This window comes from Gaoshiqia sp. US2 (genome assembly GCF_059705485.1).
This window is the reverse complement of sequence record NZ_AP048550.1, coordinates 3,015,483-3,032,980: the sequence shown is the minus strand read 5'-3', so window position 1 is coordinate 3,032,980 and position 17,498 is coordinate 3,015,483. Positions and strand designations below refer to the sequence as shown.

The following is a 17,498-nucleotide window of genomic DNA, read 5'->3' as shown; positions in this document are numbered from 1 at the left end:
CATTGTGATCATCCGTGTATCGCAAAGTTGCAACTTCCCCGGGCTGCAAATTTGCGATTGGAGCATAGTAACCGGAAATTGGAATAAGAAGGAGAAAACTTGTAATCAAACTCAGCTGTTTACTTTTTGCATGAACTCTTTCCGGTAGGCCTCGCTGAGGGTAAGCGTAAGGTTTTTTCCCGATGTGCCTTGAAGTGTCGTGGTAATTTCGTCAAACGAAAACACGCGGACTATTTTCAGTGCAATGAGCTCTTTTTTGTTGATCCGGCAAAAATCACCGGCGGGAAGCATTTCTGCCAGCCGTTCGAATGAGATGTTTTTCAAGATGAATTCCCCGCCATCGGTTAAGCGGGCAATTTTATCCCTGCTATCCGTTTCGGCAGTTTTTATGTAGCAAAGCTGATCAAAGAACAAAAGCGCTTTGCCTTTATCCGTATTCAGCTGAATAAAATTCTTTGGGTTCTTTGCACTGTTAATCAAGGCAATCGCTTTAGTAACCGCTTGTTCAAGGCGTTCTTTTTTAACCGGTTTGCGAATATAATCCACCGCACTCAGGTCAAAAGCATCTGCTGCATAGTCGCGATGAGCCGTTACAAAAATTACCGGTTTTCCATGAAGCAGATTTGCTATCTGTAAACCATTCATCCCGGGCATTTCAATATCCAGAATGCACAGATCGAATTCAAGATCGGGAATCTCCCGTATAAAAATCTCAGGATTGTTGAATGCCCTGACAACCTCCAACCCGGGAATTTGTTCGCAGAGCATCTTCAGGTAGGTTAAACCCGGTAACTCATCGTCCAGCAGCAAACACTTTAGCTTTGTGTTCAAGCAAATTAATTTTTAAGTGAGCGATATACACATTTTCTTCGACAAACCGATCGAGCTTATAACAATTTTTGTAAATAATATCCAGCCGGCGTTCAAGCGTATCCGTTCCAATTCCGCTTTTCTCCTTCTTAATCGGGGGCTTCTGTGAAATTTTGTTCGCCACGGTAAGATAAAAACAATGTTCTTTAAACTCGAAAGTAATGGAAATAAAGGCATCCTGACTTTGTAAATCGGCATGCTTAAAGGCATTCTCAATTAAGTCGATCGAAATAAGCGGCGCTAAAAGCCTTTGTTCGAATAAGGGTTCTGAATCGTTGATCCTGGTCTTTACCTTTAGCTCGAATAGCGGACTAAGTTTGATTTTATTGATTTCGATAAGGTTTAATGCAAACTCAATTTCTTCTTTAGGACTCACAAATTTTTTCCGGCTTTCATAGAGAATATAATCAAGTACGTTTGACAGTTTATCCAGGGCGAAATAGGTCTGATAGGCATGTGATTGAATCGAATTCAGGATGTTCTTAAAAAGATGCGGATTTAATTTCGCTTCAATCGATTCAAGCTGTAAGCCGGCGGTTTTGTCCTCAAGTTCCTGAAGCCTGGAAACCGACTCCTTTCTCAACGTTTCAGCCCGGAACCACTTTATAAAAAAGTAAACGCTTGTTGCCAGCAACAACAATCCGACACCTGCTATGGTATAAACTAAATCCATCGTTTGTTTGATCAGAATTTGATATTTTGTGTACTAATGTAACTATTTTGTGTCAGATCCTCACGTTTTCTCCGCGTCGTTTGCATTTATAAAAAGTACCTGCACCCTCATTGAATATTTATTGACAACTGTTTTCATTCACCCTTAATTTCTTATTTTTGAGCCTTCTTAACAAACAACAACATGCAATTGCAAAAAAGAATCAATCTGGTGATGGCAGCCTTGATGTTCAGTGGGGTTCTGGCTGCACAACGAGTAAACAATCCATCGGTTAATCCACCCCGTCTGGTCGTGGTGATCAATATCGAACAAATGCGTACCGATTACCTGTCGCGTTACGCCGATAAGTTTCAGCAGGACGGTTTTCTGCGGCTGCTCAACCAGGGAGCCGTGTGCTCCAATGCATCCATGAACCTGCATGTACTGAAATCTTATACCGGTGTCCCCACCTTGTTCACGGGCGTTTATCCCGACCGGCACGGTATTGTTAACGAAAGCTGGTTAGACCGGTTGAAAGGGAAAGAAATCAACGCGATTGAAGATAATTTTTACATGACCGTGGGCAGCGACTCGCGCGAAGGGCAACGCTCGGCTGTTCGCCTGCTTAGCCCCGGCCTGGGCGATGGGTTAAAACTGAAAACCAATGGCCAGGCCAAGGTGTTTTCGGTTGGACTGAATGACTACAGCGCGGTTTTCTCAGCCGGGCATGCTGCCGACGGGGCCTACTGGCTCGACAACGAAACCGGCAACATGATCTCCAGTTCCTATTATGTCGATCAGTTTCCTTCCTGGGCCATCGACTTCAACTATAAAAAACTCGCCGATCTGTATATCAAGCGCGACTGGTCGCTGTTGTTGCCCTCGGGCAGTTACGGGGCCAGCGTCGAAGACGATTACCTGCTGGAAACCGGTTATTACGAAAAGTGGAATACTTTTCCCTACAACCTCAGCAAATTAAAGGAGCGGGCCGGAAGCTACAAGGTGCTGAAAACAACACCTTACGGCAACAAAATGGTACTTGACTTCTCGATCAACCTGATGGAATATGAACGCCTGGGCCGTGATGAAATCCCCGACCTACTCTGCATCAACTTCTCATCGATGGACTACGAAAACGGCTCGTTTGGACCTGTCTCGGTGGAAATGCAGGACACTTACCTCCGGCTCGACCAGGATGTCGCTACCTTACTGAACTACCTGGAAAAGAATATTGGCCTCGATCATACCCTGGTTGTGCTTACTTCGGCCTGCTCGGCCAGCTACCCGGTTGAATACCTGAAAGAAGAATTTAATATGCCTGTGGGATTCGTGTCGCCCGAAAGCATGATTGCCTTACTGAAATCATACCTGAATATTACCTACGGACAAGGCGATTGGATTGAATTTACAGGCGACCAGCAAATCTACCTTAACCGGGAGCTGATTGAGAAGAAAGGCCTTTCACTGGAAACAATCCAGTCAAAAACAGCCAGTTTTATCAATCAGTTCGAAGGCGTGAAACTGGCCCTGCCCTCTGCCGATTTTGAGCGGGGCGACTTTCTGAACAGTCAACTGATGAGTATGGCCAAATCATACAACCTGAAACGCTCTGGCGATGTGTTATACGTGTTTGAAGACGGTTGGCAGCCAAAATTTAAATTCCAACGTACCAATTATAACGATAACGCGCGCATCCCCTTGATATGGTTGGGAAAAGGGGTGAAAAACGGTAGGTTCCGCGAAAAAGCAGATGCCATCGACCTGGTCCCCACCATCTTCGAGATCCTGGGCTTCGACATCCCCTCTCACTGCCAGGGGCGCGTACTCGACGAAATTCTTTGGTAACGCACAAGATCAAAATTTAAAAGCAAAGATACCAGACCACGAGGTACAAAGCTAACCGGTTACCGGTTACCGGTTACCGGCTACCTCCATGCTTTTATCGAAAAAAAGGCCGAACCCAATCGGGCCGGCCGCTTCATCTAAGAAAAAGTAAACTTATCTAATCATAACATCAATCGGATGGCTCAATTTGTCGGCTTCGGCAGCGATGTATTGTTGAAATTCGCTGATCTCTTTCCACTTCGGATCTTCCAGACCCCAAACAGAGAAAAAGAAATGCCGCGAAGCTTCGTCGTTCTTAATTTTCTGCGCGAGGTAACAGGTTTCTGAGATGACCTGGCTAAAATTCTTTTCAGGAACGGTTTGATAGCCTAAATTGAAAAAGTTAACATCTGTCGTCCTGTCAATCCGGGTAATTTCGTCAGTCTTTGCTAAAACAGCCATTCCCAGTTCATCCTTATTCAGCGACTGGACGTCGAGCGTTGCCACCGCTTTGTATTCACGGTTCGCGTCAAATTCGTAAGGATCATTTTTCAGCAGGCTGGTCACAATTCCCGTTGCAATTTGCTTTTCACCGGCGAAGCCGGATACCGTCACATCCGATTGAAACCAGTATTTTCCCGGATAAATGCTGATCCGCTCAACAGCCGACAAGTTTTGGCCGGCCACATCCCAACCTCCGTATTTCAGATCGAAAACCGAACGAACAGGTCCTTCCGCAATTTTCTGATACTCATAAACTTCAGTTGATCCCAAACGATACAAAGAATCGTTTTCCAGCATGGCCAATCCACCCGAGCCCAATGAACTTCCGCAATGAAGCACATCCATACCCCAGTCGGCCAATACATGGTAATTGCCCAACTCGGGAGTGTGTATCTTATCGAGTACCATTGCGGGTTTCAGCTTACCGTACAGATCTTTAACGTGAGTTTTGGATATAAACAGCTATTAGTTAATAACTTATGATAGTTCAATAGAGATTGTATTTAAAAAAATGGGAGCTTTTAAGTGCAAAACATAAAACAAAGCTCCCATGACAGAAAATTTGGAACTAAAATTAATTGAAATTTTTTGTTGTGCCGATGATTTCTGCCAACAATTTGAGAAAGAAATAGAGCATAAATTAATACCCGTGGTATTGCAAAACAAAAAATCCAAAGTCCCCTGCGGGTTATCAATGAGTGAGATGATGGCCGTTGAAATGTTTTACCATTTACAGGGGAGCAAATGTTTCAAATATTATTACAGGTACTTTGTAGAGGTACACCTGAAAGGCTATTTTCCAGGCTTGCCTTCCTACAACCGTTTTGTCCAACTCAAACCCAGGATGCTGCTATACCTTTTTTGTTTTTTGCTGGCCTGCAGGATGGGGGCAGTTACCGGAACTTATTACATTGATTCGGCCAAACTGGTGGTTTGCCATAACCTGCGGATACATTCGCACAAGGTTTTTAAAGGGCTGGCCAAAAGGGGGAAGACCTCGACAGGTTGGTTTTTTGGCTTGAAACTGCATTTGGCCATCAACCAGTTTGGGGAGATTGTTTCCTTCATTATAACCCCCGGAAATGTGGCGGACAACAACCTTGAATTGGGCGTCAAGCTATGTAAAGGTCTGTGCGGAAAGCTTTTCGGGGACAAAGGCTACATTAGTGAAAAGCTCCGGGAAGCATTGGCAAGACAAGGGCTCCTGTTGATTACAAAAACCAAAAAGAACATGAAAAATAAGTTAATGTTTTTCGAAGACAAGAGGTGGCTGCAAAGCCGGGGGGTGATCGAATCGGTCATCGATCTGCTAAAGCATATCTGTGATATAGAGCATTCAAGACACAGAAGCCCGGTAAATGCGATGGTCAATGTCCTGGCAGGCCTTGCTGCATACTCGTTCCTTGACCATAAACCATCGGTTAAAAATAAGAATATAAGGTTCCGGGAGTATTTATTCCTGAACTATTTACCATTAGTCGCTTAACCCAAAACTCACGTATCTTTAACATTGCGCACATCAAAATAACAACGAAATCCCATCTTGTCGTTTTCCCAGCCAACACTTTCGCCCTGTGCAATAATTTTAAAGCCCTCCTTATTGTCTGGCGCCAGGTAATAATCCACTTCTTTATATGTATGATCTCCCTGGTCGATTCCAAGGCGCAGGTTGGTCCGTTTTTCAAACTCGGGATATGCTGTTGGCTGAACAAAATCAACAGTCAGCTTCAGTTCTTCATTTGCCCGAAAATCGACCACAAACACCAACTCATCCCATTCGCCGTCTCCATCCAGGTCATCCACCTGGGAAGGAAGAAGCGATTCGCCGTTTTTTACCACCGGGACCATCGATGCATCCACCGGTGAGAACGAAGCTTCAATGACTGCACGGTCAAGCACAATGACTTCATCGAATCTGGCCTGATTAAGCGGATTGGTCAGCACCAGTTGCTTTTCCTGACTGCAAGCCAGGGATAGCAGTGCAATTCCAACGAGCGGTAGTATCTTTAATTTCATCTCCTGTGCTATTAAAGATCGTTTTCTCCCTTCACATAGCCAAAGTTCGCCAGGATCCCTCCGTCAACAAACAAAATATGTCCGTTAACAAAATCGCTGGCTTTTGATGCCAAAAACAAGGCCGCGTTACCTACATCTTCAGCCTCTCCCCAACGTCCGGCAGGGGTACGGGTCATCACCAGGTCGTTGAACGGATGCCCGTTTTCGCGGATCGGCGCCGTTTGCGACGTAGCAATGTACCCCGGGCCAATTCCATTGATTTGCAGGTTATATTTGGCCCATTCACAGCACATATTGGCAGTTAGCAATTTGAGCCCGCCTTTGGCGGAGGCATAGGCTGAGACGGAGTTACGACCGTAAATGCTCATCATGGAGCACATGTTAATGATTTTCCCCGAGCGTTTAGCAATCATCCCCGGGGCAACACGTTTAGAAACGATTAACGGCGCCACCAGGTCAACATCGATCACTTGTTTAAAATCGCTGATCGGCATATCCAGGATCGGAATGCGTTTGATGATGCCGGCATTGTTTACCAAAATATCGATGGTCCCTACTGCTTTCTCAATTTCAGAAATACCGCGGTCGACATCGGCTTCGTCGGTGACATCAAATTTCAATGCAAATACATCAATGCCTTCTTTTTTATAGTCGTCGCGACAGGCTTCCAGTTTTTCTCCCGACAGATCATTCACACAAATTTTAGCGCCGGCTTTACCCAATACTTTACCGATCGCCATGCCAATTCCGTGTGTTCCACCGGTAATCAGAGCCACTTTTCCTGTCAAATCAAACAATTCATTCATAAACGTATTTTTAAATTTTATCCAATCAAATGATATTTTTCCGAAGCGGTTGTTACCTTAATTCAAAAGGTTTGATCGTATCCATATCGGTGTAGTCGAGATTTTCGCCGGCCATTCCCCAGATAAAAATATAATTGCTGGTTCCGGCAGCCGAATGAATTGACCAGCTTGGGGAAATAACGGCCTGTTCATTGGCCATCCAGATGTGACGGGTTTCGGTTGGTTGCCCCATAAAATGACAAACAGCCTGACCTTCGGGAATATTGAAATAGAAATACACTTCGTTGCGCCGGCTGTGCGTATGAGCGGGCATGGTGTTCCAAACGCTCCCGGGTTTCAGTTCGGTCATCCCCATTTGCAGCTGGCAGGTTTCGACAACCGTGTTAATCAGCAACTGATTAATGTTTCGTTCATTCGAAGTTTCCAGCGATCCCATGTGCAGCACGTTGGCATCTTTCAGGGTTACGTGTTTTACCGGAAGTTCTTTGTGGGCCGGAGCGGAGTTCAGGTAAAAACGGGCAGGTTTTGAAGCATCAGCCGAAGTGAAAATGATTTCCTTTTTGCCGCGGCCAATGTACAGGGCATCTTTAAAATCGATCAGATACTCCGTTCCGTCAACCGTAACCGAACCTTTCCCTCCCACGTTAATTATGCCCAGTTCGCGTCGCTGACAAAAATATTCCGCTTTCAGGGCATCAACAGCTTCAAGTTTCAGAGGAGCTGCCACCGGCACTGCCCCGCCAACAATATATCGTTCAATATGCGAATAAACCAGATGGATATGATCTTCTTCCATCAATTTCTCGACTAAAAATTCTTTCCTGATTCGTTGCGTATCATACTGCTTAAAATCTTCCGGATTATAAGCAAAACGTTCATCAAAAGTGATTGCCATAGTTTTATATTTTATTGATCTGTTATGCAAATATAGAATTAAAAACAAATAAATACAATCGATTGCGCATAAATTTGTAATTTAGCAAAAAATCAAAATTTATTGTCATATTTGCACATATTTTCACAAGGAATGGATAACAAAGCATCAATCACGATACACGATATTGCCCGCGAATTAAAAATTTCAGCATCCACTGTATCCCGGGCATTAAACGATAACCCACGAATCAGTCAGGCCACGAAAGATAAAATCAAAACGCTTGCGTTGCAAATGGGTTATCAACCCAATACCATCGCATCGAACCTGAGAAACCGGAAAACCAATACCATTGGCATCGTAGTCCCGCTGATCAATCGTCATTTCTTTTCAACATTTATCACGGGAGTTGAAGATGTTGCTTTTGCAAAAGGTTACAACGTAATCATCTCCCAATCAAACGATCTATTGGAAAAAGAAAAGAAAATTGTGCATTCTCTTTTCTCGAACCGGGTTGACGGGCTGATTGCATCGCTCAGCATGCAAACCGATGAATTTGATCATTTTCAATTATTTACCAATAAAAATATTCCACTGGTATTTTTTGACCGGGTTGTGCCCGAACTGGATGCCCATAAAATAGTGGTGGATGATTTTTCAGTTGGTTTTACGGCCACGCAACACCTGATTGACCAGGGGTATCAACGGATTGCCCATTTAGCCGGTCCTACCGTGTTGAATACTTACCGAGAGCGGATGGAAGGTTATATATCGGCGCTCAGGACGAACAATCTTCCTGTTCATGACGAACTGATCATCTGCAACCGGTTGACCCGGATGGACGGACAGGAAGCCATTAAGCAACTGTTGGCCCTTCCCCACCCGCCTGATGCCGTTTTCTGCGGAAACGACACCTCTGCCCTGAGTATGATTGTTTACCTGAAAAAGATTGGAATGAAAATACCGGAGGAATTCGGGATCATCGGGTTCAGCAATGAACCTTTCTCAGAAGTGGTCACCCCTTCCATCTCCACCCTGAAGCAACCGGCTTTTGAAATGGGTGTGAAGGCCGCGGAATTATTGATCGAAGAAATTGACGCAAAAAACAAATCAAAGAAATATCAAACGATTGCCATGCCTACCGAGCTGGTTATCAGGGAGTCATCCTTACGGAAGCGCTAAGCGGTTTTTGTTTTTTTCTCAAAAATCGAGTGTCAGTTGAACAGGCCCCTTTTCGCTATGCGGAAAATTGGAAACCGTGAGGCCGAGTAGTCGCACTCCTTTCACAAAAGGCGCTTCGTTTTCCAGCAGTTCCAGGCCAATGCGATGCAGGATAGCTTGTTCTTCAATCGGCTCCGGCAATGTTTTACTCCGGGTAATCTGTTCAAAATCGGCAAATTTGATTTTTAAGGTCAGCGTACGGCCCCAGACCTTTGACTTTGACATACGACGCCACAATTCATCCTCAACCTCCTGCATCCGCTCGGTCAGTTCATCCAGTGTAAAATAATCGTTGCTAAACGTATACTCTGCGCCAAGCGATTTTCGCTCCCGGCTTGGCACAACCGGACGGGGATCAATTCCGCGCACGATCTGGTAATAATAATTGCCCGACTTCCCAAACTGACGCGACAAATCGGCCTGATCCATTTTTTTAAGGTCGGCCCCGGTATAAATACCTTGTTTATTCAGCTTTTCGGCTGTCACCCTGCCAATCCCAAAAAATTTATGGATATCCAGCGTCTCGAGAAATGCTTCGGCCTGATCGGGGGTAATGACGTATAAACCATCCGGCTTGTTGATATCGGAGGCCACCTTAGCCAGGAATTTACAATACGAAACACCGGCAGAAGCCGTGAGACCGGTCGTTTCCTTAATCCGATTTTTTATTTCTTTGGCGATGAGCGTGGCCGAAGGCTTCCCTTTTTTTGCCAGGGTTACATCCAGAAAAGCTTCGTCCAGCGACAAGGGTTCAACCAAATCGGTGTACTCGTAAAAAATATCGCGGATTTGTCGGCTTACGGCTTTGTATTTTTCAAAATTGCCTTTCACAAAAATCAGGTTCGGACATTTTCGCTTGGCCAAAATGGACGACATAGCCGAGCGGACGCCAAATTTGCGCGCTTCGTAACTGGCTGCCGCGATAACTCCCCGCACATGATCGCCTCCGACAACAACCGGTTTCCCCCGTAACGAAGGGTTGTCGCGTTGCTCCACCGAAGCAAAAAAAGCATCCATGTCGACATGTATAATCTTTCGTACCGCCGTATCCATTTTTTTCCTGGCCCTCCAACACCGAATCGCTCCGTTGTTCTGTCAATATTCATCGCTTTCTTGAAACGCTGAAACTGCGAATCAGAAATCCACGATTCTATCGTCCGCGTTATTTTTTCACGAAATCGGAAAACGCATTATAGTTTCCCCGGTTTTGCTGAGCATCTCTTAAATCGTGCTGTTGCTGCTGCCATTGTACCGCCAGATCGGACAACACCGGATCGGCATGTTTAAAAAACATCTTATAAGTAGTGCAAAAACGCGGTTTGCGATTATCGCGCGGATCTTTTATCCGGTCTTTCGTACAACCGCCGTAACATTTGGTCAGCCACGAACACTGACGGCATTCGCGGGGCAGCAACGCTTTGGCTTGGCCAAATACGGTTTGTTTTTTTGAGTTTAGCATATTGATGATCCGGTCGTGCATGATATTGCCCAACTTCCACTTGGGTTCCACAAAAAAATCGCAGCTATATACATTCCCGTTGTGTTCGATTACCACGTAAGGCCCACATTCTTTCATCAGGGTACATTCAGGCGCCTCCAAACCAACATAGGTATAAAAAACCGACTCGAAATGACGAATTGAGGTGGTGGGCTGCCCGTCTTTAAAATCTGCCAGCCACAAGTCGAACAATTTATTCAGAAATAGCCCGTAATCCTCTGCCGAAACCGAGAAATCAGCTGCTTTTGTCGGGTCATTCTTATCGGTTTCCACAATCGGGATAAACTGCATGAAGGTCAATCCCAAGTCTTTGTAATAATGATACAACTCTTCGGGGTGTTTCACGGAATGACTGGTCACACAACACATCGCATTGGCGGCCACACCTTCGTCCAGCAACATTTTGGCATGGTCTTCCACGCGCTGGTGCGTTCCTTTTCCTCCCTGGTCGAAGCGGTAGCGATCATGAATAAACTTCGGCCCGTCAAGCGAAAGGCCTACCAGCCAATCGTATTTTTTCAGAAATTTAGCCCAGTCGCGATTCAGCAAAAGGCCATTGGTTTGCAATCCATTCCCCACCATCTGACCATGACCGTACTTCATTTCCAGTTCAACAGCCCGTTGATAAAACTCCAGCCCCATCAAGGTGGGTTCGCCACCCTGCCAGGCCAGCGAAACGTTTTCGCCCGATTGCTGCATCACCTGCCTGATGGTCTCCTCCTGCACTTCGGCGCTCATCCGGTGCGTTCTCGTTTGGTCGAACAAGACCGATTTCTCGAGGTAAAAACAATAGGTACAGTTTAAATTACAATCAGGCCCTGAAGGCTTGATTAACACAGAATTAAGAGGTTTTATTTTCTTTGCCATCTCCGAAAGTTCTACGAATAGTCAGCCACAAACATACTAAAACGATCGAAAGTCTCAAACTGTAATCGGATGTATGCCTGAAAACACTGCAATGAAAATGAAAAGACACCTGCTCTTTGGCGGGAACAGGTGTCTTTTTTCACGTGATGATGACTTCAATCAATAACGATAAACCCCTTCATAAGTAAATGTTTGATTATTGTAATCCTTGCAGGTAATGACATAAGCCGCGGTATCCTGACCTTCGATTTGAATAGCAGACATATCGAATGTCACAAATGCAGTCATTCTGTACCTTGGATCATCACCGTTGTCATTATGCCTTAATTCAAGCGCTATCGGCTGATCATCGCCTGTCAGCTCACCGGGTTCTTTAACCAAATTGATAAAATGGGTCTTTACATTTCCGTAAAAAACAAGTTCGAAAGTCAACATGTGGTTCGTTTTCCATACATCTTCAACCTTAATCGGATCGTTACCGATACTGTCTTCTATGGCTGGCGTTATATCCAGTATCCCCTTGTATAAAATGTCCTTTAATGAATTGATTTTTACGTAGTATTGCTTAACTTCATCATTCACCAGCTTGTCGCCTAAAATGGTATAATTAACCAAAACACGGTCATAATCTTCCCAGTCGTGAACATGGCTCCAGTTTACAGGAAAAAGCTCAGAACCATTATCCATTTTTATGGTAAAACTTGTCCCGTCAGTGTCTTCAGGTTCAATCAAGCCAAAACCAATCCAGAATTTTCCAAGTGAATAATGGTCATCATCATCCAGGTCGCAGCTAAATAAACTAATGGCAATCAGACTGATCAAGCCAAATCTTAAAAATCGTTCCATAGTCCTTCTTTTTAGTGTTTATACCAAAGAGTGAGAAATGACAAAAATGGTTGCGTTATTGATGAAAAAAAAATGGCACAATAATTGACATTTATTTTTAGATATATCTATATATTTATATTTTTATGGCATAAATACCGAATTAAGCCGGAAATAAATAATTATTGAGATTGAAATATGAAAAAGCTACTATTTGTTTTTACGCTCGCAGCCGTCAGTTTTCAGGCATGTGCAGCCGGAAACGGACAAACAAGTCCGGATCCTGATCCAACGACAACAGTTTCGAAAAACGCCAACGAAAAAGGCGGAACCATTCTAATTACCAAAGACCAATTTATAAAAGAAGTCTGGAATTACAATGAATCGCCGAATGAGTGGAAGTTTTTAGGCAAAGAACCTGCGATTATCGATTTTTATGCCGACTGGTGCGGTCCATGTCGTACAGCCTCCCCGATTTTGGAAGAAATTTCGCACGAATTTGCAGGCCAGGTGAAAGTTTATAAAATTGATACGCAAAAAGAACGCGAACTCGCAGGCGTATTTGGCATCCAAAGCATTCCGGCCTTTCTGTATATCCCGGTTAAGGGGAAACCGGTCATGACGTCCGGGATCGCCCGCACCAAAGATGAAACGAAAACGATGTTTATCGAAAACATCAACAAATTTCTGCTAAGTAAGGAGTAGCATACACCGGAAAAACAGTAAAATTAGCCAGATTGTGGTTGATTTTTTGCGAATCCATCGCGTAAAACAATGGGTTTGATAGTCAGAACGACCCGAACGATAAGCAGAACAGACGGTTTAATAAATACGGGATAATCCTTATTGAAAAATATTCCGGCTTGGCTTAAATTGCATGTTCACAATCAAGGGAATATGGCTGCAGCAGAAAGTTTTGTACGGCATTACAACAAGTCCTTATTTAAAGCGGTAAATAAGAAAGGAGAAACTCCGTTAAGGGGAAAAAATATTTTTATTAACGAGTTCCTGATTTATGTGCCTGAAATTATGGATGAACTGCAGCAATATATCGACAGCAGCCAATTCTATAATTTCTACATCAAATTAAATAATCTCAAATTTCTGGTCGAATACGCTGATAACCTGAACCGGTATTGGTTTGTGCTGCGCGCCTATTCAGGAGGATTGAAAAAACTGATGGAAGAAAAAACCGTCAGGCATGCGTTGGATGTTTATTTGTATTATTACCTGAAATACGGAAAACGTCGAATCCTGAAGGATGAAAATTGGTTTGAGCACAAACGCTGGGAATTTTTAGACCAGCTAACCCAAGTTGATGATGAAAATGAACTGAGCTCATTTATAAATCGTATGATAGACTTGCTCGACCAATATTTCCAGGTCTATAAAAATGAATTACTCCGGTTTCACGCCGATGTAAAAAAGATCGTTGAAGCAGAATAAACCGTCAACCAGTAATAAGAAAAGCCGTCAGTGTGTGAAGCTGACGGCTTTTTATTTGTTTGAAAAAACGTTTGAACCTGTGTGTGTAGATATAAAATTACTCTGAAACCACTTCGAAATCGAAGTCAACAATAACTTCTCTGTGAAGTTTAATTTTGGCTGTGTATTTACCAACGGCCTTGATGCTGTCTTCGGCAATACGGATTTGTTTCCGGTCAATTTCAAAACCAAGTTTACCGATAGCTTCAGCTAACTGGATGGTATTCACAGAACCGAAAATTTTACCCGAAGAACTGGTTTTTGCACCAATCACAACGCCCTGACCTTCGAGTTTTGCGGCAAGCGCCAAAGCGGCATCTTTCAGTTTAGCCTCTTTATGAGCGCGTTGTCTGATATTTTCAGCCAACACTTTTTTGGTAGACGAATTGGCCACAATAGCCATTTTTTGAGGAATCAGAAAGTTACGTCCGTAACCATCTTTTACTTTGACGATGTCATCTTTGCTCCCCAAATTTTGAATATCTTGCAATAAAATAATTTCCATTTTCTTTTCTTTTACTTATTTCAACATATCTGTTACGAAGGGCAGCAAGGCCAAATGACGGGCTCTTTTAACCGCTTTAGCCACTTTACGCTGATACTTCAGCGATGTACCGGTGATCCGGCGCGGAAGAATACGACCTTGTTCGTTCAGGAACTTTTTCAGAAATTCCGGATCTTTGTAGTCCACGAACTTAATCTTGTTCTTTTTAAAGCGGCAGTACTTTTTCTTTTTGATTTCAACCGACGGGGGGGTCAGGTATCTGATTTCACCTTGATTACTTGCCATAGCTTAGTTCTCCTTTTCAGTTTTAGCTTTCAAATTATTTTTTCTTTTCTCACTGTATTCGACCGCATATTTATCCAACTTAAAAGTCAGAAAACGAATAATGCGTTCGTCACGACGATACTGGATTTCTAACGTCTGGATGAATTCAGGTTCAGCTTTGAACTCAAACAAATGATAAAAACCGGTGCTTTTTTTCTGAATGGGATAAGCCAATTTACGCAATCCCCAGTCCTCTTCATTGACAATTTCGCCACCGTTCCCGGTGATGATGTCTCTGAATTTACTTACCGCTTCCTTTATCTGGGCTTCAGATAAAACGGGAGTTGCAATGAAAACGGTTTCATACTGGTTTTTCATAAAACATCTAATTTATTAAACATTAAAAATTTACACCTATATTTTAGGTCGCGCAAAATTAGGAATATTTTATTTCTGTGCAAAGTCTTTTACTGCTTTTTCGCAGTTTCAGGTCAGAGCAGTTAATCCTAACTCAATTTTAAGAATTTGCCCGTTTCGGCCAACCGCGGATGGCGAACTGCCGGCGAATACAATTGTTTGCTATTTTTGCAGCACAAAATCTACGAAATGATATTGGATAAACACCCTGACGCGGAAGCGCTGATATTCGACCTGGACGGAACCTTATCGGATTCGCTTCCGGTACACATCGCTACCTGGCACAAAGTATGCGCCCACTTTAACTGCCGCTTTGACGAGAAGATGGTGGACGAACTGACCGGCATGCCAACGATCCGTTTCGCCGAACGGATCATCGCAGACAACCGGCTCGAAGGAGTTGACCCGGAAGAAATGGTTCGCATGAAACAGGAAATATTCTGGAGTTGCGCCGATTTGCTGAAGCCTCACCTGCCGGTTGTTGACCTGGTGTACAAATATCATGGTAAAATTCCATTGGCCATTGGAACAGGCGCCAGCCGTCGCAGCGCCATGGTTCAGCTCGAAAAACTGAACCTGACCCGCTATTTCGACGCCATCGTCACGGCTGACGACGTCAGCAACCACAAACCCGAACCCGAAACTTTTCTTAAATGTGCCGATTTGATTGGTGTTGCTCCTCAAAATTGCCAGGTGCTCGAAGATGGCGTCTTGGGCATGCAGGCCGCGAAAACAGCCGGGATGTACCTGATTGACGTCCGCCCCTTTACATACGGTAATTAATAAGCAGTTTACATGGATGATCACACAGTCGAATCTTGCAGGGAATGAGAATATTTAAACAAATGCTGATCATTCTGGGACTAAATTTTGGTGGTGAATTCTTGAGTTCACTGCTCCGTTTGCCCGTCCCGGGGAGTATCACCGGCATGATTCTGCTGTTGGTTTTACTTTTAACCGGACTGTTAAAGGAGGAACACATTGCCGAAACGGCCGATTTTTTTCTGAACAACATGGGTTTCTTTTTTATTCCGGCAGGTGTCGGCATAATGGTTTCCTACCAGGCCGTTGAAGGCAGTTATGCTGAGACCATTTCGGTCATTATCCTCTCCACGTTGATTGTTTTAACAGTAACCAGCCTGGTTACCCAGTTACTCATCAAATCCGGAAAAAAACATGATCGAAAAACTAACTGACACCCACCTTTTTGGCATCCTTCTGTCGGTTGCCTGTTTTTACGGCATTGCCTTTTTGCGAAACCGAACGCGGAGAAACTGGATCAACCCCTTGTTGTTGTCCATCGCGCTCATCATCCTCATTTTAAGTCTGACTGACATTTCTTTTGAGAATTACATGAAAGGCGGCAGCGTTATTCATGCTTTTCTGGGACCGGTTACCGTGGTCCTGGCGTTACCGCTATACCGTCAACGAAAATTACTGATGTCTCATAAATATTCCATCATGGGCGGTATCCTTTCAGGAGTGATTTCGGCGATTGTGTCGGTGATCGTGCTTTGCCGTTGGCTGGGGCTGAATGAGTTACTCGAACGTTCGCTCCTGCCCCACAGCGTAACTACGCCCATTGGTATCGGGTTAAGCGATTTACTTGGAGCTACGGAAGGCATTGTGATCCTGTCGATTATTATTACCGGTATATTGGGCGCCCTGGTTGCTCCGCTGGTTTACAAGCTGCTGCGTATTGTTCATCCGGTTGCCAAAGGAATTGGTCTAGGAACCTCGGCACATGCCCTGTGTACCACCAAAGCGATAGAAATGGGCGAAACGGAGGGCGCCATGAGCAGTTTGGCGATCGGACTTGCCGCATTGACCACCGTCGTATTGGTTATCCTGCTCCAGTATTTTCAATGGTATTAATCCACCTGGTTTAAATAACGATCCAGTTCATCGGCAATTCGCGTATGGTCCATTTGCTTCCCGATAAACACGAGGGTATTTAGATGCGTTTCCGAAGGTAAGATTAACGAACCAGAGGTGTAGGAAACAGCGCCGCCCACCGCCTGAACAATTACTTTATCGGGTGAATTTTTGGGAAATAAAACACCTTTTATCCGGTAAATCTGCAATTGATTGATGGCAACAAAATAGTTAAACCAGTATTGAAAACGATCCAGATCAAGGTCGCCATGAAACTGATGGGTGAAGGTGGTGAACTTTTTTGACTCAATCACCGGGAATAGCTGAGGAGCAGCCAGTTTTTGTTCCATCCGTAGTTGATTTTTCTCTGCAAAATCTTCCAAATGAAAGCCTTCAAGTTTGGAAAAATTAGCGCGAAAAATAGTTGCCGAAGAATTAAATGCGGTTAATCGTCTTTCAACTTCCGTCAAATGTCGTTCATCCAGCCCGGCCGTTTTGTTCATCAGCAGCAAATCGCTCAGGATCACCTGCATGTGCTGCTCGTGCCCGTTTAGCTGTTCATCGATATTCAGGGCATCCACCAGGCAAATGCTGCCTAGCAATTGAAAACGTTTCTTCAGATCCTCATCGCCATAAAACGGACGGATGATATTCGACAAATCGGCGACTCCGGTTGTTTCGATCAGCAAATAGTCAATTTCGCCTGCTTTTTCAGCCAAATCGAGCAGTGTAAGCGAAAACTCGTTCGAAATACTGCAACAAATACAACCGTTACTTAAATCGAAAATATTCTCAGAACGCATCCCCACAATCAGCTCCGGATCGATGGAGGCCATCCCAAATTCATTTTCAACCAGGGCCAGCTTCACATGCGGATGTGCTTTAATCAGCCCGTTGATGAAAGTCGTTTTCCCGGCCCCTAAGAAACCGGTAACTAAAATAACAGGTATTTTTGCTTGCTCTTTCACCTTAAAGATTCCGAATAAAAAAATAAA

At 44.2% G+C, this 17,498-nt stretch carries 21 protein-coding genes; 8 read left to right on the top strand and 13 right to left on the bottom strand.

Annotation, left to right across the window (positions count from 1 at the left end; genetic code table 11):
- Positions 1–111: 111 nt before the first annotated feature.
- Complete coding sequence (locus AC6H3C_RS12120) at positions 112–831, bottom strand: LytR/AlgR family response regulator transcription factor (RefSeq protein WP_497521114.1); 720 nt, start codon at positions 829–831, stop codon at positions 112–114.
- The gene (locus AC6H3C_RS12115; protein WP_497521112.1) at positions 794–1,543 is read right to left on the bottom strand and encodes a sensor histidine kinase; all 750 of its coding nucleotides are present in this window, start codon (positions 1,541–1,543) and stop codon (positions 794–796) included. The genes AC6H3C_RS12120 and AC6H3C_RS12115 overlap by 38 nt, the downstream gene beginning before the upstream one ends.
- A 183-nt stretch (positions 1,544–1,726) precedes the next feature.
- On the opposite strand from AC6H3C_RS12115, the gene AC6H3C_RS12110 reads away from it, so the two are divergent.
- On the top strand, positions 1,727–3,367 hold the full coding sequence (locus AC6H3C_RS12110) for an alkaline phosphatase family protein (RefSeq protein WP_497521111.1): 1,641 nt from the start codon (positions 1,727–1,729) through the stop codon (positions 3,365–3,367).
- A gap of 153 nt (positions 3,368–3,520) precedes the next feature.
- Here AC6H3C_RS12110 and AC6H3C_RS12105 read toward each other — a convergent pair whose 3' ends face one another.
- A complete protein-coding gene (locus AC6H3C_RS12105) occupies positions 3,521–4,282 on the bottom strand; it encodes a DUF4861 family protein (protein WP_497521265.1) in 762 nt (253 codons plus the stop codon).
- Between the two features lie 118 nt (positions 4,283–4,400).
- Between AC6H3C_RS12105 and AC6H3C_RS12100 the strand changes: the two genes are divergently transcribed.
- Positions 4,401–5,336, top strand: coding sequence for an IS982 family transposase (locus AC6H3C_RS12100; RefSeq protein ID WP_497516243.1), 936 nt, complete (start codon positions 4,401–4,403; stop codon positions 5,334–5,336).
- An 8-nt stretch (positions 5,337–5,344) separates the two neighbouring features.
- Here AC6H3C_RS12100 and AC6H3C_RS12095 read toward each other — a convergent pair whose 3' ends face one another.
- The 3 genes from AC6H3C_RS12095 to kduI are packed head-to-tail and all read right to left on the bottom strand — an operon-like array spanning position 5,345 to position 7,567.
- The gene (locus AC6H3C_RS12095) at positions 5,345–5,866 is read right to left on the bottom strand and encodes a DUF4861 family protein (RefSeq protein ID WP_497521110.1); all 522 of its coding nucleotides are present in this window, start codon (positions 5,864–5,866) and stop codon (positions 5,345–5,347) included.
- Between the two features lie 11 nt (positions 5,867–5,877).
- Complete coding sequence (locus AC6H3C_RS12090; RefSeq protein WP_497521109.1) at positions 5,878–6,672, bottom strand: gluconate 5-dehydrogenase; 795 nt, start codon at positions 6,670–6,672, stop codon at positions 5,878–5,880.
- Positions 6,673–6,724: 52 nt separating this feature from the next.
- A complete protein-coding gene (gene kduI / locus AC6H3C_RS12085) occupies positions 6,725–7,567 on the bottom strand; it encodes a 5-dehydro-4-deoxy-D-glucuronate isomerase (protein WP_497521108.1) in 843 nt (280 codons plus the stop codon).
- Positions 7,568–7,699: 132 nt separating this feature from the next.
- Here kduI and AC6H3C_RS12080 point away from each other — a divergent pair, with 132 nt between their 5' ends.
- Positions 7,700–8,728, top strand: a complete 1,029-nt coding sequence (locus tag AC6H3C_RS12080; protein ID WP_497521106.1) for a LacI family DNA-binding transcriptional regulator — start codon at positions 7,700–7,702, stop codon at positions 8,726–8,728.
- A gap of 18 nt (positions 8,729–8,746) precedes the next feature.
- Here the strand turns inward: AC6H3C_RS12080 and dinB are convergent, their stop codons facing one another.
- From dinB to AC6H3C_RS12065, 3 genes are all read right to left on the bottom strand, one after another.
- The gene (dinB, locus tag AC6H3C_RS12075; RefSeq protein ID WP_497521104.1) at positions 8,747–9,820 is read right to left on the bottom strand and encodes a DNA polymerase IV; all 1,074 of its coding nucleotides are present in this window, start codon (positions 9,818–9,820) and stop codon (positions 8,747–8,749) included.
- A 109-nt stretch (positions 9,821–9,929) separates the two neighbouring features.
- On the bottom strand, positions 9,930–11,132 hold the full coding sequence (locus AC6H3C_RS12070; RefSeq protein WP_497521102.1) for an anaerobic sulfatase maturase: 1,203 nt from the start codon (positions 11,130–11,132) through the stop codon (positions 9,930–9,932).
- Between the two features lie 159 nt (positions 11,133–11,291).
- A complete protein-coding gene (locus AC6H3C_RS12065) occupies positions 11,292–11,978 on the bottom strand; it encodes a NigD1/NigD2 family lipoprotein (protein ID WP_497521101.1) in 687 nt (228 codons plus the stop codon).
- A 177-nt stretch (positions 11,979–12,155) separates the two neighbouring features.
- On the opposite strand from AC6H3C_RS12065, the gene AC6H3C_RS12060 reads away from it, so the two are divergent.
- Positions 12,156–12,662, top strand: a complete 507-nt coding sequence (locus AC6H3C_RS12060; RefSeq protein WP_497521099.1) for a thioredoxin family protein — start codon at positions 12,156–12,158, stop codon at positions 12,660–12,662.
- A gap of 192 nt (positions 12,663–12,854) precedes the next feature.
- Entirely contained in the window at positions 12,855–13,403 is a 549-nt protein-coding gene (locus tag AC6H3C_RS12055) for a hypothetical protein (protein ID WP_497521098.1), read from the top strand.
- Positions 13,404–13,500: 97 nt separating this feature from the next.
- Here AC6H3C_RS12055 and rplI read toward each other — a convergent pair whose 3' ends face one another.
- Genes rplI through rpsF form a run of 3 tightly spaced genes read right to left on the bottom strand, consistent with a single transcriptional unit; the run spans position 13,501 to position 14,589 of the window.
- On the bottom strand, positions 13,501–13,947 hold the full coding sequence (gene rplI / locus AC6H3C_RS12050; RefSeq protein WP_497521097.1) for a 50S ribosomal protein L9: 447 nt from the start codon (positions 13,945–13,947) through the stop codon (positions 13,501–13,503).
- A 15-nt stretch (positions 13,948–13,962) separates the two neighbouring features.
- Positions 13,963–14,232, bottom strand: a complete 270-nt coding sequence (gene rpsR, locus AC6H3C_RS12045; protein WP_282590340.1) for a 30S ribosomal protein S18 — start codon at positions 14,230–14,232, stop codon at positions 13,963–13,965.
- Between the two features lie 3 nt (positions 14,233–14,235).
- On the bottom strand, positions 14,236–14,589 hold the full coding sequence (rpsF, locus tag AC6H3C_RS12040) for a 30S ribosomal protein S6 (RefSeq protein ID WP_423127343.1): 354 nt from the start codon (positions 14,587–14,589) through the stop codon (positions 14,236–14,238).
- Between the two features lie 228 nt (positions 14,590–14,817).
- On the opposite strand from rpsF, the gene AC6H3C_RS12035 reads away from it, so the two are divergent.
- The 3 genes from AC6H3C_RS12035 to AC6H3C_RS12025 are packed head-to-tail and all read left to right on the top strand — an operon-like array spanning position 14,818 to position 16,503.
- Positions 14,818–15,411 carry a beta-phosphoglucomutase family hydrolase gene (locus tag AC6H3C_RS12035; RefSeq protein WP_497521094.1) on the top strand — a complete coding sequence of 198 codons (594 nt, stop codon included), beginning with the start codon at positions 14,818–14,820 and terminating at the stop codon, positions 15,409–15,411.
- Between the two features lie 44 nt (positions 15,412–15,455).
- Positions 15,456–15,824, top strand: coding sequence for a CidA/LrgA family protein (locus AC6H3C_RS12030; RefSeq protein ID WP_497521092.1), 369 nt, complete (start codon positions 15,456–15,458; stop codon positions 15,822–15,824).
- Complete coding sequence (locus AC6H3C_RS12025; protein ID WP_497521090.1) at positions 15,805–16,503, top strand: LrgB family protein; 699 nt, start codon at positions 15,805–15,807, stop codon at positions 16,501–16,503. The genes AC6H3C_RS12030 and AC6H3C_RS12025 overlap by 20 nt, the downstream gene beginning before the upstream one ends.
- On the opposite strand, the gene AC6H3C_RS12020 is transcribed toward AC6H3C_RS12025, so the two are convergent.
- A complete protein-coding gene (locus AC6H3C_RS12020; protein ID WP_497521088.1) occupies positions 16,500–17,471 on the bottom strand; it encodes a CobW family GTP-binding protein in 972 nt (323 codons plus the stop codon). The two genes, AC6H3C_RS12025 and AC6H3C_RS12020, sit on opposite strands and share 4 nt — an antisense overlap.
- Positions 17,472–17,498 lie beyond the last annotated feature (27 nt).

Coding starts and splice junctions, on each gene's coding strand:
- AC6H3C_RS12095 (WP_497521110.1), bottom strand. CDS start 5,866: ATGAAATTAAAGATACTACCGCTCGTTGGAATTGCACTGCTATCCCTG.
- AC6H3C_RS12035 (WP_497521094.1), top strand. CDS start 14,818: ATGATATTGGATAAACACCCTGACGCGGAAGCGCTGATATTCGACCTG.
- AC6H3C_RS12025 (WP_497521090.1), top strand. CDS start 15,805: ATGATCGAAAAACTAACTGACACCCACCTTTTTGGCATCCTTCTGTCG.
- AC6H3C_RS12090 (WP_497521109.1), bottom strand. CDS start 6,672: ATGAATGAATTGTTTGATTTGACAGGAAAAGTGGCTCTGATTACCGGT.
- AC6H3C_RS12030 (WP_497521092.1), top strand. CDS start 15,456: ATGAGAATATTTAAACAAATGCTGATCATTCTGGGACTAAATTTTGGT.
- rplI (WP_497521097.1), bottom strand. CDS start 13,947: ATGGAAATTATTTTATTGCAAGATATTCAAAATTTGGGGAGCAAAGAT.
- AC6H3C_RS12080 (WP_497521106.1), top strand. CDS start 7,700: ATGGATAACAAAGCATCAATCACGATACACGATATTGCCCGCGAATTA.
- rpsF (WP_423127343.1), bottom strand. CDS start 14,589: ATGAAAAACCAGTATGAAACCGTTTTCATTGCAACTCCCGTTTTATCT.
- AC6H3C_RS12115 (WP_497521112.1), bottom strand. CDS start 1,543: ATGGATTTAGTTTATACCATAGCAGGTGTCGGATTGTTGTTGCTGGCA.
- rpsR (WP_282590340.1), bottom strand. CDS start 14,232: ATGGCAAGTAATCAAGGTGAAATCAGATACCTGACCCCCCCGTCGGTT.
- AC6H3C_RS12055 (WP_497521098.1), top strand. CDS start 12,855: ATGGCTGCAGCAGAAAGTTTTGTACGGCATTACAACAAGTCCTTATTT.
- AC6H3C_RS12065 (WP_497521101.1), bottom strand. CDS start 11,978: ATGGAACGATTTTTAAGATTTGGCTTGATCAGTCTGATTGCCATTAGT.
- dinB (WP_497521104.1), bottom strand. CDS start 9,820: ATGGATACGGCGGTACGAAAGATTATACATGTCGACATGGATGCTTTT.
- AC6H3C_RS12060 (WP_497521099.1), top strand. CDS start 12,156: ATGAAAAAGCTACTATTTGTTTTTACGCTCGCAGCCGTCAGTTTTCAG.
- AC6H3C_RS12100 (WP_497516243.1), top strand. CDS start 4,401: ATGACAGAAAATTTGGAACTAAAATTAATTGAAATTTTTTGTTGTGCC.
- AC6H3C_RS12110 (WP_497521111.1), top strand. CDS start 1,727: ATGCAATTGCAAAAAAGAATCAATCTGGTGATGGCAGCCTTGATGTTC.
- AC6H3C_RS12070 (WP_497521102.1), bottom strand. CDS start 11,132: ATGGCAAAGAAAATAAAACCTCTTAATTCTGTGTTAATCAAGCCTTCA.
- kduI (WP_497521108.1), bottom strand. CDS start 7,567: ATGGCAATCACTTTTGATGAACGTTTTGCTTATAATCCGGAAGATTTT.